Raw genomic sequence first — 16227 nt, 5'->3', positions numbered from 1 at the left:
GCGGCTGCGGCCTTGGCACGCGCATCTCCCCCACTGGCGGCTGTACCGCCTTATCCCTGCACGATGACAGGTAAAATGGGGTTAATCAATGGCGCGAAAGCGCCGACGCCTCGCGCGCGAGTGTCTCGATCCGGGCCGGATCGAGCGGCCCCGCGGGGACGACCCAGCTGCCGCCGACGCACAGCACCGCGTCCAGCGCGAGCCATTCGGGTGCGGTCGCGGCGGTGATGCCGCCGGTGGGGCAGAAGCGCGCCTGCCCGAACGGCCCCGCGAGCGCCTTGAGCGCAGGGATGCCGCCGCTTGTCGCGGCCGGGAAGAATTTGAAATGCGAGAGGCCAAGATCCATGCCGCGCATGATGTCGCCGGCATTGGCGGTGCCGGGGAGGAAGGGAATGCCGCTCGCGACCGCCGCCTTGCCGAGATTGTCGGTCAGCCCCGGCGAAACGATGAATTTGGCGCCCGCATGGATCGCGCCCGCCAGCATCGCGGGATCAAGGACGGTCCCGGCGCCGACGACCGCGCCCGGCACCGCCTTCATCGCCGCGATCGCAGCGAACGCGGCAGGGGTGCGCAGCGTGACCTCGAGCACCGGCAGGCCGCCCGCGACGAGCGCCTCGGCCATCGGGACGGCGTCCTCGACGCGGTCGATGACGATTACCGGGATGACGGGGGCTAGCGCCATGATCTGGTCGATGGACTTGTCGGACATCTTCTAACTCCGTTCGCCCTGAGCTTGTCGTAGGGCTGTTCTATTCCGAATCCGTTGAAAGGAAGAGCGGTCCTTCGACAAGCTCAGGACAAACGGTTTTCGCATCAGACGACGGTTTCCATCGCCGCGAGCATCGCCGACCCGCCCTTTTCGGCTTCGTCGGCGTGGTGACGGAACAGCGCAAACAGCTCGCGCCCGACGCCGAGTGCGGGCGGCGGGGCGATGGCGGGCGACCGCGCGGCCCATTCAGCGGGATCAACGAGCGCCGTCACCTCGCCGTTTACCGCGCAGACGCGCACCATGTCGCCGTCCTGCAGACAGGCAAGCGGGCCGCTGACCCCGTCGGGGCCGGGCAGCGCCTCGGGCGAGAGGTGGATCACCGCAGGCACCTTGCCGCTCGCCCCCGACATGCGGCCATCGGTGAGCAGCGCGACGCGGTAGCCGCGGTCCTGCAGCACGCCGAGCGCCGGGGTGAGCTTGTGGAGTTCGGGCATGCCGTTGGCGCGCGGCCCCTGGAAGCGCACGACGACGACGCAGTCGCGGTCGAGTTCGCCCGCCTTGAATGCAGCGAGCACCTGATCCTGATCGTCGAAGAGGCGCGCCGGGGCTTCGATCGTCCAGCGATTCGGGGCAACCGCGCTCGTCTTGATGATCGCGCGGCCGAGATTGCCCGACAGCAGCCGCATGCCCCCGTCGGACGAAAAAGGAGCGGAAACGGGACGCAACATCGTTTCGTCGCGCGACGTCTCGGGTGCGGCCTCCCAATGAAGCGCATCGTCGACCAGCACCGGCTGTCCCGAATAGTCGGCCATTGACCCGCCCACCGTGAGCACATCGCCGTGGAGCAGTCCGGCGCCGAGCAGTTCGCGCACGACATAGCCGATCCCGCCCGCGGCGTGGAAATTGTTCACGTCGCCCGCGCCATTCGGATAGACGCGCGCGAGCAGCGGCACGGCGCGGCTCAGCTCGTCGAAATCCTGCCAGTCGATGATGATCCCCGCCGCCCGCGCGATGGCCGGCAGGTGGATGGCATGATTGGTCGAACCGCCGGTCGCGAGCAGGCCGATCGCGGCATTGACGATTGCCTTTTCATCGACGCAGCGCGCGAGCGGGCGATAGTCGTCGCCGGTCCAGCCGATTTCGGTCAGCCGGTGCGTCGCGGCACGCGTCAGTTCCTGCCGCAGCTTGGTGCCCGGATTGACGAAGGCGCTGCCGGGAATGTGCAGCCCCATCAATTCCATCATCATCTGGTTGGAATTGGCGGTGCCATAGAAGGTACAGGTGCCTGCGCCATGATAGCTGGCCGCCTCCGCCTCGAGCAGCGCGTCGCGGCCGACCTTGCCCTCGGCATACAGCTGACGGACGCGGACCTTTTCCTTGTTCGCGAGGCCCGACGGCATCGGCCCGGCCGGAATGAGGATCGTGGGCAGATGGCCGAAACGCAGCGCGCCGATGAGCAGGCCGGGAACGATCTTGTCGCAGATGCCGAGCAGCAGCGCGCCCTCGAACATCGCGTGGCTGAGAGCGATCGCGGTGCCCTGCGCGATATTGTCGCGGCTGAACAGCGACAGGTCCATGCCCGCCTGTCCCTGCGTCACCCCGTCGCACATCGCGGGAACGCCGCCCGCGACCTGCGCGGTGGCGCCGGCTTCGCGCGCGAAAATCTTTATCTGTTCGGGGTAGCGGCCATAGGGCTGATGCGCCGACAGCATGTCGTTATAGGCGGTGACGATGCCGATATTCATCTCGGCGCCCGCGCGGATCGCGGGCTTGTCCTCGCCCGACGCCGCGAAGCCATGCGCAAGGTTGCCGCACGACAGATTGCCGCGATTGGTTCCGGCCTCGCGCTGCCGCTGCATCAGATCGAGGTAGGCGGCGCGGCGCGGCGCGCTACGGCGGGTGATGCGGTCGGTGACGGCGGCGATCGTGGGGTGGAGATCAGTCATGGCTATTCCCGTCAATCATGCCAGCTCGCTCCGTCGCGTTCGATGAGCGCGATCGCGCTCGACGGGCCCCAGCTTCCCGCGGTGTAGGTCTGCGGCGCCAGATCGACCGATGCCCAGGCGTCGCGGATCGAATCGATCCATTCCCACTGCGCCTCGACCTCGTCGCGGCGCACGAACAGCGTCTGATCGCCCTCGATGAAGTCGAGCAACAGCCGTTCGTAGGCGATGCGCCGCCGCTCGCCCTCGAAACTGTGCGAGAGCGACACGTCGAGCGTGACCTCTTTGAGCTTTACCCCGTCGCGGTCGAGTCCCGGCTGCTTCGCCATCACCTTGACCCGGATATTCTCTTCGGGCTGCAGGTTGATGATCATGCTGTTGGCGTCGAGTCCCCCCGCGCCGACGCGCGCGAAGATATTATGCGGCACCGGCTTGAACTGGATCAGCACTTCCGACTTGCGCTGCGGCATCCGTTTGCCGGTGCGCAGGTAAAAGGGCACGCCCTTCCAGCGCCAATTGTCGATATAGGCCTTGAGCGCAACGAAGGTTTCGGTGTTCGACGGATGGCCCAGCTCGTCGGCATAGCCCGTGACCGCGCCGCCGTTCACCGCGCCGCTCGTGTACTGACCCTTGACGCTGTGCGCCTTGACATCGTCGGCGCGCATCTTGCGCAAGGACCGCAGCAGCTTGACCTTTTCGTCGCGCACCGCGGTCGCCGAGACGCTCGCCGGCGGCTCCATCGCGATGATCGCGAGGAGCTGGAGCATATGGTTCTGCACCATATCCTTCAATGCACCGACGCCGTCATAATAGGACACCCGGCCTTCGAGGCCGACGGTTTCCGCCACGGTGATCTGGACGTGGTCGATCGCCTGCGCGTTCCACAAAGGTTCGAACAGCATATTCGCGAAACGCAGCGCGAGCAGGTTCTGGACCGTTTCCTTGCCCAGATAATGATCGATACGGAAAACGCGATCCTCGGCAAAGGCGCTGCCGACCTGTTCGTTGACCGCACGCGACGAGGCGAGATCGTGGCCGATCGGCTTTTCCATCGCGATCCGGCATTCGGCGCAGGCAATCCCGGCCGCGGCGAGCCCCTGCGCGATCGGGCCGAACATCGATGGCGGGGTCGACAGATAGGCGCCGATCGGGCGGCTCATCCGGTCACCGAGCATTTCGGCGAGCCGGTCGTACCCCGTCGCTGCACCGGCATCGACCGCGCAATAGTCGATCCGCTCGAGGAAAGCGGCAATCACCGCTTCGTCGATGCGATCGCCCGCGAGGTGATCGTCGAGCGCGGCGCGTACCATCGCGTGCGCCCCTGCCCGATCCATCTGCGAGCGGCCCGAGGCGACGATCGTCATCGCATCGTCGAGCAGCCCGTCCATGTGCAGATTGTAGAGCGAGGGGAAGAGCATGCGATGGGCAAGATCCCCCGTCGCCCCGAACAGCACCAATGTTTCGACTTTGACGCTCACAAATATCCCCTTGGATAACGGACAGGGACGCTGGCGAAAGCCCCTGGCGATTGCAACGCGCATACGTAAGCCGCATAGCTTTGCATCGCCATTGGCAAGCCGCCCGCATCTGGCATAGGAACGCGCCATGACCGACGCGCCCATCCCCTATGATGTCATCGTGATTGGCGGCGGCGTCAATGGGGCCGGCGTCGCGCGCGATGCCGCGGGGCGCGGCGCGCGCGTGCTGCTGATCGAACAGGGCGATCTGGCGCAGGGCACCTCCTCGGCCTCGACCAAGCTGATCCACGGCGGGCTGCGCTATCTGGAGCATTATGAATTCGGCCTGGTGCGCGAAGCGCTGGCCGAGCGCGAGATATTGTGGGGCATCGCACCGCACATCATCTGGCCGATGCGCTTTGTCCTCCCCTATCGCGACGGGCTGCGGCCGCGCTGGCTGCTGCGGCTCGGCCTGTTTCTCTACGACCATATCGGCGGGCGCCGGAAATTGCCGCCAACGCGGTCGATCGACCTGGCGCGGCATCCGGCGGGCGCGCCGCTGCAGCCGCAATATGCCAAGGGTTTCGAATATTCGGATGGCTGGGTCGACGATGCGCGGCTGGTGATGCTGAACGCGCGCGACGCCGCCGACCGCGGGGCGCGGATCAAGACGCGCACCCGCGCCGACCTGATGCGGGTCGAGGACGGGCTATGGGTGGTCGAGGCGACGGGCGCGAACGGCCAAGCCTATCGCTTTACCGGCCGCAGCCTTGTCAATGCCGCCGGCCCCGCCGTGCTTGATCTGCTGCGCCGCGCCGCCGCGCCGCCCGATTATCAGATGCGGCTGGTGCGCGGATCGCACATCGTGGTGCGCAAGCTGTTCGACCATGATTTCGCCTATTTCTTCCAGCTTCCCGACGGCCGCATCTTTTTCGCCATCCCCTATGAGCGCGATTTCACGCTGATCGGGACGACCGACCAGGATCATGAGGGATCGCTGGCCGACGTGCATGCAAGTGCCGAGGAAATCGCCTATCTGTGCGAGGGAGCGAACCAGTATTTCGCCGTGCAGATCGGCCCCGACGATGTCGTGTGGACCTATTCGGGGGTGCGGCCGCTGGTCGAGGACGGATCGGGCAAGCCCGAGGCGGCAACGCGCGGATACCGCATCGACCTCGACATGGAGGAAGGCGCGCCGCTGCTCACCATCTATGGCGGCAAGATCACCAGCTATCGCCATGTCGCCGAACATGCGATCGACGATCTGGCGGCGCATGTCGCCGCGCTGACCGGCGCGCGCTGGACCGCCAGCGCGCCGCTGCCCGGCGGCGATTTTCGGACCGACGGCGCGGCGACGCTGAAGGCCGACTATCGGCTAGCCCACCCCTTCCTCTCCGCCGCGACGGTCGACCGCATCGTCAAGGCGTATGGCACCGACGCGCGGGCATGGCTCGGCACAGCCCAAAGCTGGGACGATCTGGGAGGCGAGATCGCGCACGGACTGTCGGCCGCCGAAATCCGTTGGATGATCGACCGCGAATGGGCGCAGACGAGCGACGACATATTGTGGCGGCGCAGCAAGCTGGGGCTGCATTTCACCGCCGAGGACATCAAGCGGCTCGACGCCTTTCTGGACGGCATCGCCGTCAAGCCCGCGCTGCCCGAGTAATCGCCCGTCCGCCTTTGCCGCCGCGGCGATCGCCAGCGCATCGGCGCCCGCCGGAAAATGGCTGCGTCCCGTCTGGTCGTGCACCGCGTCCCACACCGCCGCCGCGACGTCGGCCTCGGTCGTGAAGAGCGCGGGTTGCGCCATGCCCGCAAGGATCGGCGCGGCATGGTTGCCATAGGGTTCGGGCAGCACGTCGGCGAGCGCGACATCGGTGTTCGCGCTAAAGGCGGTGGTCGGACCATAGCCGGGCTCGACGAGTTTCACCCCGATACCCAGCGGTTCAAGTTCGTGCGCGAGGCTGCCAGTGAAACCCTGGATCGCGGTCTTGCTGCCCGTATAGGCGGCTGCATAAGGGAAGGAGGCAAGCGTCGCCGACGAAGTGACGTTGACGATCGTTCCCGACCGGCGTTCGCGCATCTGCGGGATCACCGCCTGCGTCATGGCGATAGTGCCGAGGCTGTTGGTGGCATAGACGTCGCGGATGCGCCGCAGCGGCGCATGTTCGAGCGCGCCGAACAGGCCGATCCCCGCATTGTTGACCAGAACGTCGATCGGCCCGGCGGCGGCGATGGCGGCGGCGATGCTGTCGTCATCGGTCACATCGAGCGGCAGCAGGCGAAGCCGCGCCGAAGGTTCGAGCGGCGCGGCGGCCGGGTTGCGCATCGTCGCGATCACGGTCCAGCCGCCAGCATGAAAATGGCGCGCGGTTTCGAGGCCATAGCCCGACGAGCAGCCGGTGATCAGAATCCGTTTCATCATTCTTCCTTTCATCAGGGTGATGGAAAGGATCTAGTCAGCAGAAGAGATACTATCTATAATGTAAAATCCGCATTTCTTTACCAATAGTCCTGATATGGCCGATCCGCTCTCCGATCTCATCGCGCTGCTGCGCCCCAGCACGGTCTTCGCGAAAGGGATTGGCGGACGCGGGCAGTGGGCGGTGCGCTATTCATCCTTCGGCGACCCGAGCTTTTGCACGGTGCTGCAAGGTCACTGCCGACTGACGGTCGATGGCGCCGATCCGGTCACGCTGATTGCCGGCGATTTCGTGCTGTTGCCTGAGACGCCCGGCTTTACCATTTCGGCCATCGACGCAGGGGCTACGTGCGATCCGGTCACGATCGATCCCCATGACACCACCGCCTTTTCGGGCGATATGCGGCATGGCGAGCCCGACGGTGAGCCCGACGTCCGGATGCTCGGCGGCTATTTCGCCTTTGCTTCGCCCGACGCCGGCCTGCTGGTATCGCAGCTTCCCGCCCTGATCCATTTGCACGGGGCCGAGCGGCTGGCGGCGCTAGTGCAGATGGTGCGCAGCGAAGCGGGCGGCGACAGGCCGGGGCGCGATCTGGTGCTCGCGCGGCTGGTCGAGATACTGCTGGTCGAGGCGCTGCGGGCCGCGGGCGGTGACGAGGCGCCGCCGGGGATGCTGCGCGGCCTAGGCGACCCGCGGCTGGCGAGCGCGATCCGCTGCATCCACGATGCCCCCGCGCACGCCTGGACGGTCGCGGCGCTTGCGCAGGAAGCGGCGCTGTCGCGATCGGCCTTTTTCGACCGTTTCGCGCGCACCGTCGGCGTGCCGCCGATGGAATATGTGCAAAGCTGGCGCATGAGCCTGGCCAAGGACATGTTGCGCCGCCGCGCGGGCAAGATCGACGAAATCGCCGAGCGTGTGGGCTATGGGTCGGCGAGCGCGTTCAGCACCGCCTTTGCGCGCGCGGTGGGCGTGCCGCCGCGGCGCTTTGCGATGACGGCCGGCTAGCGCGGTTTGCGCGTCGGCTTTGCGGCCTTGCGTGCCGCTTGCTCGCGCAGCCTGTTCTCGCGCTCGGCCAGTTCCTCGAAACGGCAGAGCGGAATCGGTGCGGGCGGCTTCTTCTTGTCGGTCATTCTTCTCTCGTCACCCCGGACCTGGTCCGGGGTCCATGCGAGTTTGCGCCGCGAATGGATGCCGGATCAAGTCCGGCATGACGAAAATATGGCGCTCACGCCGCTTCGACGTCCACATCCGCGGGCAGGCGGATCATGTAATCGAAGGCCGACAGCGCCGCCTTAGATCCTTCGCCCATCGCGATAACGATCTGCTTGTAGGGCACGGTCGTGCAATCGCCCGCGGCGAAGATGCCGCGCTGGCTCGTCTCGCCGCGATGGTCGACCTCGATTTCGCCGTGGCGCGACAGGGTAACGCTGTCCTTGAGCCATTCGGTGTTCGGCACGAGGCCGATCTGAACGAAGATGCCTTCGAGTTCGACCTGGTGCGGCGCGTCCGAATTGCGGTCCTTATAGGCAAGCCCGGTCACCTTTTCGCCGTCGCCGAGCACTTCGGTGGTCAGCGCCGAGGTAATGATCCGGACATTGGGCAGGCTCGCGAGCTTGCGCTGGAGGACGGCGTCGGCGCGGAGCTGGCTGTCATATTCGATCAGCGTGACGTGCGCGACGATGCCGGCAAGATCGATCGCCGCCTCGACGCCCGAATTGCCGCCGCCGATCACCGCGACGCGCTTGCCCTGGTAGAGCGGGCCGTCGCAGTGCGGGCAATAGGCGACGCCCTTGTTGCGATAGGCATCCTCGCCCGGCACGCCGAGCTGGCGCCAGCGCGCGCCGGTCGAGAGGATAACGGTGCGCGCCTTGAGCGACGCGGCGTTCGCCAGCACGATTTCGTGCAGGCCCCCTTCGGCCTTCGCCGGGATCAGTTTCTCGGCGCGCTGCAGGTTCATGATGTCGACGTCATAATCTTTGACGTGGCTCTCGAGCTGCGCAACGAGCTTCGGCCCTTCGGTGTGCTGGACCGAGATGAAATTCTCGATTGCCATGGTGTCGAGCACCTGACCGCCGAAGCGTTCGGTGGCGATGCCGGTGCGGATACCCTTGCGCGCCGCGTAGATCGCAGCCGCGGCGCCCGCGGGGCCACCGCCGACGACGAGCACGTCGAACGCCTCCTTAGCGCCGATCTTTTCCGCCGCCTTCGCTTCGGCGCCGGTGTCGAGCTTGGCGAGGATCTGTTCGAGCTCCATGCGGCCCTGACCGAAATTCTGCCCATTCAGGAAGATCGTCGGCACGGCCATGATCTTGCGCTCCTCGACCTCGGCCTGGAACAGCCCGCCGTCGATCGCGGTGTGGGTGATGCGCGGGTTGACCACGCTCATCAGGTTCAATGCCTGCACGATGTCGGGGCAATTCTGGCACGACAGCGAGAAATAGGTTTCGAAGTGGAAGTCGCCATCGAGCTCCGCCACTTGCCCGAGCACCTCGGCGCTCACCTTCGGCGGGTGGCCGCCGACCTGGAGCAGCGCGAGAACGAGCGAGGTGAATTCATGGCCGAGCGGGATGCCCGCGAAGCGCACCGCGACACGGGCGTCGCTCGCGCGGCGGATCAGGAAGCTGGGCCGACGCGCATCGTCGTCGGTGCGCGTCACGCTGACCTTGTCCGACAGCGCGGCGATATCGTTGAGGAGCGCCGCCAGCTCGGCCGACTTCGCATCGTCGCCGAGCGACGAGAGCAGTTCGATCGGTTCACGAAGGTTCGTGAGGAGGCCCTGAAGCTGCTGCTTCATATTGGCGTCGAGCATGGGGAGAGTTCCTGCCTGGTTTCAAAGAAAATCCGTGTGCTCCCGCGAAGGCGGGAGCCCAGCGCTGTAGAGCGCAAGTGTAGCGACCTAACGCTCTGGGTCCCCGCCTTCGCGGGGACACACGGACGATTACACCTTAGATCTTGCCGACGAGGTCGAGCGAGGGCGCGAGCGTTTCGGCGCCTTCTTCCCACTTTGCGGGGCAGACTTCGCCGGGGTGGCTGACCCAATATTGCAGCGCCTTGATCTTGCGGAGCAGTTCGGCGGCGTTGCGGCCCACGCCTTCGGGAGTGATTTCCAGAAGCTGGATTTCACCCTGCGGGTCGAGCACGAAGGTGCCGCGGTCGGCAAGGCCGACGCCCTGGCGCAGAACTTCGAAATTGTTCGACAGATTGTGGTTCTGGTCGCCGACCATATAGTAATTGATCTTGCCGATCGCCGGCGAGGTGTCGTGCCATGCCTTGTGGCAGAAATGCGTGTCGGTCGACACCGCGAACACTTCGACACCCATATTTTGCAGCGTCGGATAGATGTCGGCGAGGTCTTCGAGCTCGGTCGGGCAGACGAAGGTGAAGTCGGCCGGATAGAAGAAGAAGACGGCCCACTTACCCTTGACGGTTTCGTCGCTGATTTCGACGAACTTGCCGTCCTTGTACGCGGTCGCGTTAAAGGGCTTGATGGTGGTGTTGAGCACGGACATGGAGAGCCTCCTTTTGTTTGTGGAGCCCTCCCCTAGCGATTTATGTTGCAGTGCGAAAATTGGAAATCCGCGCGGCCATGATCGATTTTATCGATCAAAAAGGTCTTGAATTGTCAATCTTTCGAACACATGTCGCGCCGCTTGCATCACTGTCAGGACCAGCTGCGCGCCAGCTTCTCCGCCGTCGCGTCGATCGCGCCCGGCCCGGTATTGCCGACCAGCGCATAGGACATGTCGCCGCGGCGCCAATAGGCCACCGATTGCGCGCCTTCTCGCACCGCGTCGGGGCGTTCGGGCGCCCCCGAACGCTGGTGCAGCGCAAAGAGCGACAGCGGATCGCCCGCCTGGGTGCGCACCGCAACGAGCAGGGCCGGGCCGCGCTCGGTCGGGAAAAGCTGAACGTCGGTGATCTTCCAGCTCTTCGGCACGCTGGGGATCGCGATATTGGTGCTACTCGCAATCTCGCGCGCGTCGTAATGGGGCGTTTCGGCCTGCGAATCGAGCCCGGCGCGCATCATCGCGATGCGGTGCGACGAGATCGCATAATCGACGTAGGCGGGCGGTCCCTGGGTTGCGACGAACAGCAGCGCGACAACCGCCGCGGCGACCGAGGTACCGCCGACCGACATCCAGCGACCCCAGCGCCGCACCGGCTCTGCCAGATCGCGGCCGAGCGCCGCGACCGCGGCGGGCATCGCGCGCTTGTCCTGCGCCAGAAGCTGCAAGGCGCTGCGCGCGCCGAGATCGCCCATCACGCGTGCGGCGAGGTCGGGGTGACGGCGCAGATGATCCTCGACGGCGAAACGCCCTTCGACATCGAGTTGCCCGTCGACATAGGCGGCGAGTTCGCTTTCGTTCGGCCCGTCAGTCATCCTGTCCTCCAACCAGTCGCAGCGGCGCGGCGCGGCGCCGTCCGTCTGTGTCCTCGCGTCCATTTTCGAGATCGCGGAGCGCCGCGCGCGCGCGCGCAACGCGCGACATCACCGTTCCGATCGGGACGGCCAGAAGGTCGGCGCATTGCTGATAGCTGAGGCCTTCGACCGCGGTCAGGTGCAGCACCGCGCGATGATGGTCGGGAAGCGCGGCGAAACTGTGCGCAATCTCGCGCAGCCGCGCATGATGTTCCTGAGCCGCGTCGGCCTGCGTCGCCAGCGTATCGGCGAAACGATCGTTGCGCCGCGCCTCGGCCGCGCGGCGCCGCGTGCCCGATACGAAGACATTGTGGACGATCGCGAGCAGCCAGCCCCGGCGGTTGCCCTCGGCCCGAAAGGTGTCGCGCCGTTCGATCGCGCGCAGCAGCGCATCCTGCACCACATCGTCGGCATCCTGATCGTCGCGCGCGAGCGCGCGCGCATAGCGCCGCATCGCGGCGAGATCGCCGTCGATATCGGGGTCGGCGTCGCGGCCCTTGCGCATCGAAACTCCTCAGGCGACTCTCGCCAGCGCCGCGATAGTAGCGGTTCCGGCGAGCCGGCCATAGAGCGCCGCGACCCCGGCGAGAATATCGTCCCAGCAATAGCGGTCCGCGGCCGCCGCAGCAGCGCGGCGCAGCACCGCGAGCTGCGCGGGTTCGTCGATAAGCTGCGCGATCGCATCAGCATAGGCCGCGGCGTAGTGCGGCGGGACCAGCAGGCCGGTGCCGCCATGCACGATCAGCGACGAGGCGCTGGGAACGTCGGCCGACACCACCCCGATCCCCGATGCCATCGCCTCCAGATTGACGTTGCCGAAAGCCTCGGTCACGCTGGGATTGACCAATATGTCGGCGCTCGCCACCGCGCAGCCAAGGTCGGCGCCGGCCAGATGGCCGAGGAAGGCGACATTGGGCAGTCGCCGCGCGAGCCAGTCGCGCGCCGGTCCTTCGCCGACGATCATCGGGCGCACATTATAGCCGCGCGCGCGGAGCGCCTCGATCGCGTCGGCAAAGACGCCGAGCCCCTTTTCGAGCACGAGCCGCCCGAAGAAGAGCGGCACCACATCGCCGGGTGCATAGCCGAGCCGGGCGCGAAAGGCGTTGCTGCGCAGCGCGGGATGAAAGGCGGTGCGGCCGACCCCGCGCGACCAGATCGACACATTGTCGCGGCCGTAGAGCGCCGCGAATTCGTCGAGGATCGGCGCCGTCGGCAGAAGGATATGGTCGGCATCGCCGTAGAAGCGCCGCAGATAGGCCTCCATCGGCCGGCGCAGAAAGCCGAGATGATAATATTCGGGGTAGGTTTCGAAGCGCGTGTGGAGGCTCGCGACTACCGGAATGCCGGCGGCCCGCGCATATTTTTGCGCCTGGCGGCCCAAGATATCGGGCGCCGAGAGATGGACGATATCCGGGGCAAATGCCTCAAGGTCGGCGCGGGCAGCGCCCGTGAAGCCAAGCGCGAGGCGATATTCGGGGCGCCCCGGGATGCTTGCAGAGCGCACCGAGACAATATCGCCGACCGATTCGAACGCCTTCGTCGGCGCGGTCGGCGAATAGATGCGGACCGCCATGCCCGCGCGATCGAGCAGATAGGCGACGAGGCGGTTGAGCGCCCGATTGGCCCCGTCGCGCACGCAGTCGTAATTGCCCGAGAAGAGCGCGATGCGCAGCGGCCGGCCGGCGGGCGAACGCCCCGCGACCCGGCCCGATTCCAGATCATGCTTCATGCCCCGTTTACGCCCCCGCGGCGCGGCTTATTCCATCGGCGCGCTCGGCGCGCTAAGATTATGGCTGCAAAGGAGAGACGGAGATGATCGGACTGTTCGCGGCGATTTCGGCGGCACTGGCGGTCGCGGCGGGTGCCTTCGGGGCGCATGGCGCGGCGGGACCGCAGGAGGCCGACTGGCTGCGCACCGGCGGCCTGTATCAACTGGTCCACGCTGTTGCGGCGCTCGCGATCATGGGGACCGCACGCGGCCCGGCGATCATGCTGCTGATCGGCGGCGGACTTTTCGCCGTCACCCTCTATGCGATGGCGCTCGGCGGGCCGCGCTGGCTGGGCGCCGTCACGCCCGTGGGCGGCACCCTGCTGATCGCCGGCTGGCTGTGGGCCGCGTGGTTCTACTGGCGCGGCTGATGCGTGCCTGTATCGGCGCTTCGATCGAGGGGCGAGCCGCAGCCCCCCCCTTCGGCTATGGCGCTAGGGTATGAACCATTGCAGCCCTTCGGCACGATGGCGCTGCATGCGGTCTTCGTGAAATTCGAAGGTGCCGGGAAAGGGATTGCGTTCGAGTAGCGGACGATCGGCGAAGCGCATGGCATATTCCTGGCCGCCGTAGGGACGCCAGCGGACTGCCGACGGCGCGACCGGCTTTGCGGTCGCGGCAAAGCTGGTCCAATAGTCGATCATCTGCTCCGCGAGCCGCACCTCGGCCGGTCCCTCCGCCGCAGGCCAGTTGCGCGACCCCGCGACCGGACGCCCGGCAATGCCGAAGACGAACGGTAGCTCGCTCGCATGAAAGGCGCAAAGATCGCGCGCGCGGGCGGCCGGGTAGCAATGATCGAAGACGTAAAGATAAGCCGGCGCTCCGGCCGCGGTCTGCGCGCGGACCAGACGTTCGGTTGCCCATCCGTAGATGGTGTCGCGCGTCGCGGCGAGCATGCTCTCCGTCCCGCCCGACGCCGGATACAGCTTGAGATAGGCGGCGGCGAGATCGCCGTAACGCTTCGCGGCCGCCGCCGCATAGTCCGCCGGGTCGCCCGGTATGGCCGGCACGAGCCGCCGCTGCGATCGCAACTCGCCGCTGTTGAAGCCGGCGAGCAGCGGCACCTTCATCTGCGCGCTGCGGTCGAGGATGTTGACGAGCTGGTCGGGGACGACCACGCCATCGACGACCGGCTGCGCGGGGAAACGGGCGCGAACCGCCGCCGCCAGCAAAGCATCGGGATCGACGGCGCGCAGCGCGGCGATGTCGGCAGCGCCCAGCGCTTCGCCCAAAGCCTGCCCGCTCGCTTCGGCGGATGGCAGACCGAACGCCGCTTCGCGCAGGCGCGGCATCGCGCGCATATTGGTGCTCTGGACGATCGCCTTGGCGAACAAGCCGCGGGCTCGCGGGCTGGCGAGAAGATAGGAGACGCTGAGCCCCCCGGCCGATTCTCCCATCGCAGTCACATTGGCAGGATCGCCGCCGAAGGCCGCAATATTGCGCTGCACCCAGCGGAGCGCCGCCATCTGGTCGAGCAGGCCGTAGTTGCCTGAGACATTCTGAGGCGATTCGGCGCTTAGCCCCGGGTGCGCAAACCAGCCGAAGACGCCGAGGCGATAGTTGATCGACACGAAGACGATCCCGCGTCGGGCGAATTCGCGTCCGTCGTACATCAGGCTCGCGCTGCCGCCAAATTGCAGCGACCCGCCGTGAATCCACACGATCACCGGCGCCTTCTTCGCCCCCGCCGGCGCCCAGATGTTGAGCGTCAGGCAATCCTCGCTCTGGGGGCGGGGCGCTTCGAAATAGACGCTGTCGGCGGGATAGGCGGGCTGGACGCAGTCGGGTCCGAACTCGGCCGCCTGTCGCAGGCCCGACCAGGATGGCGGCGCTTCGGGCGGCTGCCACCGCCGCTCGCCCACGGGCGGCGCGGCATAAGGCAAGCCGCGGAATATGCGCACATTGTCCTGCCATGTGCCGGCGACGCGTCCTTCGCCGACGGTCGCCGTCGGCGCTTCGCGGGGGGCGGGTGCGGCCCCCGACAGACCAAGGACGGCGCACAGGCCGATGACGATCTTTCCAAGCGGCGACAGGCCCATCAGCGCATTTCCTCTTCCCGGCGGCGATGCTTGCCATCGTCCACCCGAGTATCTACGCTCACTTGTGAGTGAATATCAAGCCGCCAGCCGGCATTGACCGGCACGGGCGCCGCGTCACAATGTCCCGCGGTCTGAAAACAGCGGCGGGAACAGCCGCAAGGGAGAGCCGATGACCGATCCGACGAGGCGCCATTTCATCACCGCCGCGACCGCCCTTCCCGTCGCCGCCAGCGCCGCGAGCGCGGGCGCCGCGATGACCGACACGATCGCGAGCGACCTTGCCGCCTATATCGGTTTCGGCAACAAGCGCGCAGGCGGCGCCGGCGACAATGCGTGCGGCCACTGGCTCGCCGATCAGCTCACGCGCGCCGGCTACGCGGTTGAAAAGCCGGCCATCTCTGTTCCCCATTTCGACGCCGGAGCGTGCGACATGGTCGTCGGCGACACCCGCGCCGCGCTGATGCCGCAGCCGATCTTGACACCGACCGCCGCCGGGGGCGTGACGGGGCCACTGGTGCGCGTCGATGCGCAGGGCCGCGCCGACGCGCCGTTGGCAGGCGCGATCGCGCTCGTCGACCTGCCCTATGGCCGCTGGTCGTCGGCGCTCGCCAAACCGATTCGCGCGCCCGTCGAGACCGCCTTCGCGGCGGGCGCCAGGGCGGCGGTGATCGTCACCAACGGGCCGACGGGCAAGATCATCGCGCTCAATGCCGATGGCCGAGCGCCGATGTTCGCGGGTCCGGTCGGTCTGCTCGCGCCTGCCGACGCCGCACCTTTTTGGGAGGCAGCGATGCGCCATGCCGCGGCGACTGTTTGCCTGACCGGCGAGGGCGGGCGGCGGGCCGCCTTCAATGTCATCGGGCGCCTCGACCGCGGCAAGGCGAAGTGGGTGGTCGTATCGACGCCGCGTTCGGGCTGGACCGACTGTGCGGGCGAGCGCGGCGGCGGCATTGCCGCATGGCTGGACCTGGCCCGCGGCATCCCGGCGCTGCTCCCCGACCACAACCTCGCTTTCCTGTGCAACAGCGGCCATGAATATGAAAATCTGGGCGCCGAGGAGGCGCTGAAAGCGGTGGCCCCCAAGCCCGACGCGACGCATTTCTGGCTCCACCTTGGCGCCAACCTCGCGGCGCGTGACTGGCACGAAGGCCTGTTCGGCCTCGCCCCGCTGGCTGGTACCGATTCGCAGCGCTATCTGGTCGTCAGCCCATCGCTCCTTGCGACCGCGCGGCGCCTGTTCGCGGGCTTTGCCGGACTTGAAAGCCCTTACCCCAGCGACAAATTGTCGGCCGGCGAACTCACCGCGATCATCGCCGCAGGCTACACCTCGGTCGCAGGCATTTTCGGCGTCCATCGTTTCCATCATGTCGAAGGCGACGATGCGCGCTGCGTCGATGCGGGTGCGGTCGCGGCGACGACCGCCGCCTTCCGGAAGCTGCTCCTTGCCGCGGCCGCGCCAAGATAG

Annotated in this window: 14 protein-coding genes and 1 pseudogene; 4 read left to right on the top strand and 11 right to left on the bottom strand. The window is 67.0% G+C overall.

What is annotated here, in order from left to right:
* Window positions 1-85 precede the first annotated feature (85 nt).
* From eda to zwf, 3 genes are all read right to left on the bottom strand, one after another.
* Window positions 86-709 carry a bifunctional 4-hydroxy-2-oxoglutarate aldolase/2-dehydro-3-deoxy-phosphogluconate aldolase gene (gene eda / locus L0963_RS02235; RefSeq protein ID WP_217372678.1) on the bottom strand — a complete coding sequence of 208 codons (624 nt, stop codon included), beginning with the start codon at window positions 707-709 and terminating at the stop codon, window positions 86-88.
* 104 nt (window positions 710-813) lie between these two features.
* A complete protein-coding gene (gene edd / locus L0963_RS02230) occupies window positions 814-2655 on the bottom strand; it encodes a phosphogluconate dehydratase (protein WP_062900775.1) in 1842 nt (613 codons plus the stop codon).
* An 11-nt stretch (window positions 2656-2666) separates the two neighbouring features.
* The gene (gene zwf, locus L0963_RS02225; protein ID WP_062902983.1) at window positions 2667-4070 is read right to left on the bottom strand and encodes a glucose-6-phosphate dehydrogenase; all 1404 of its coding nucleotides are present in this window, start codon (window positions 4068-4070) and stop codon (window positions 2667-2669) included.
* Between the two features lie 187 nt (window positions 4071-4257).
* On the opposite strand from zwf, the gene glpD reads away from it, so the two are divergent.
* Window positions 4258-5778, top strand: a complete 1521-nt coding sequence (gene glpD / locus L0963_RS02220) for a glycerol-3-phosphate dehydrogenase (RefSeq protein ID WP_217372679.1) — start codon at window positions 4258-4260, stop codon at window positions 5776-5778.
* A gap of 222 nt (window positions 5779-6000) precedes the next feature.
* Here glpD and L0963_RS02215 read toward each other — a convergent pair.
* A pseudogene (locus L0963_RS02215) lies at window positions 6001-6534 on the bottom strand (SDR family NAD(P)-dependent oxidoreductase); the annotation flags it as partial.
* Window positions 6535-6631: 97 nt separating this feature from the next.
* On the opposite strand from L0963_RS02215, the gene L0963_RS02210 reads away from it, so the two are divergent.
* Window positions 6632-7540, top strand: coding sequence for an AraC family transcriptional regulator (locus L0963_RS02210; protein WP_062900778.1), 909 nt, complete (start codon window positions 6632-6634; stop codon window positions 7538-7540).
* Here L0963_RS02210 and L0963_RS19635 read toward each other — a convergent pair.
* The 6 genes from L0963_RS19635 to L0963_RS02185 form a co-directional block, all read right to left on the bottom strand.
* Window positions 7537-7665: a hypothetical protein gene (locus L0963_RS19635; RefSeq protein WP_260834170.1), complete on the bottom strand. Its 129-nt coding sequence runs from the start codon at window positions 7663-7665 to the stop codon at window positions 7537-7539. The genes L0963_RS02210 and L0963_RS19635 overlap by 4 nt on opposite strands.
* Window positions 7666-7760: 95 nt before the next feature.
* Window positions 7761-9344: an alkyl hydroperoxide reductase subunit F gene (gene ahpF / locus L0963_RS02205; protein ID WP_062900779.1), complete on the bottom strand. Its 1584-nt coding sequence runs from the start codon at window positions 9342-9344 to the stop codon at window positions 7761-7763.
* 136 nt (window positions 9345-9480) lie between these two features.
* On the bottom strand, window positions 9481-10044 hold the full coding sequence (ahpC, locus tag L0963_RS02200) for an alkyl hydroperoxide reductase subunit C (RefSeq protein WP_062769850.1): 564 nt from the start codon (window positions 10042-10044) through the stop codon (window positions 9481-9483).
* Between the two features lie 152 nt (window positions 10045-10196).
* Window positions 10197-10916 carry an anti-sigma factor family protein gene (locus L0963_RS02195; protein ID WP_062900780.1) on the bottom strand — a complete coding sequence of 240 codons (720 nt, stop codon included), beginning with the start codon at window positions 10914-10916 and terminating at the stop codon, window positions 10197-10199.
* On the bottom strand, window positions 10909-11460 hold the full coding sequence (locus L0963_RS02190) for a sigma-70 family RNA polymerase sigma factor (RefSeq protein WP_062900781.1): 552 nt from the start codon (window positions 11458-11460) through the stop codon (window positions 10909-10911). The genes L0963_RS02195 and L0963_RS02190 overlap by 8 nt, the downstream gene beginning before the upstream one ends.
* A 9-nt stretch (window positions 11461-11469) precedes the next feature.
* Complete coding sequence (locus L0963_RS02185; protein ID WP_217372680.1) at window positions 11470-12684, bottom strand: glycosyltransferase family 4 protein; 1215 nt, start codon at window positions 12682-12684, stop codon at window positions 11470-11472.
* An 83-nt stretch (window positions 12685-12767) separates the two neighbouring features.
* Between L0963_RS02185 and L0963_RS02180 the strand changes: the two genes are divergently transcribed.
* Window positions 12768-13094, top strand: coding sequence for a DUF423 domain-containing protein (locus L0963_RS02180; protein WP_062900783.1), 327 nt, complete (start codon window positions 12768-12770; stop codon window positions 13092-13094).
* Window positions 13095-13157: 63 nt separating this feature from the next.
* Here L0963_RS02180 and L0963_RS02175 read toward each other — a convergent pair whose 3' ends face one another.
* Window positions 13158-14762 carry a carboxylesterase/lipase family protein gene (locus L0963_RS02175; RefSeq protein WP_186402961.1) on the bottom strand — a complete coding sequence of 535 codons (1605 nt, stop codon included), beginning with the start codon at window positions 14760-14762 and terminating at the stop codon, window positions 13158-13160.
* A gap of 169 nt (window positions 14763-14931) precedes the next feature.
* Between L0963_RS02175 and L0963_RS02170 the strand changes: the two genes are divergently transcribed.
* Window positions 14932-16227, top strand: coding sequence for a PA domain-containing protein (locus L0963_RS02170; protein ID WP_062900785.1), 1296 nt, complete (start codon window positions 14932-14934; stop codon window positions 16225-16227).

The organism is Sphingopyxis sp. NFH-91, from assembly GCF_021401285.1.
GTDB classification, from domain to species: domain Bacteria; phylum Pseudomonadota; class Alphaproteobacteria; order Sphingomonadales; family Sphingomonadaceae; genus Sphingopyxis; species Sphingopyxis terrae_A.
Note: the sequence above shows the minus strand (reverse complement) of the source record. Positions and strands in the feature narration are given on the sequence as shown.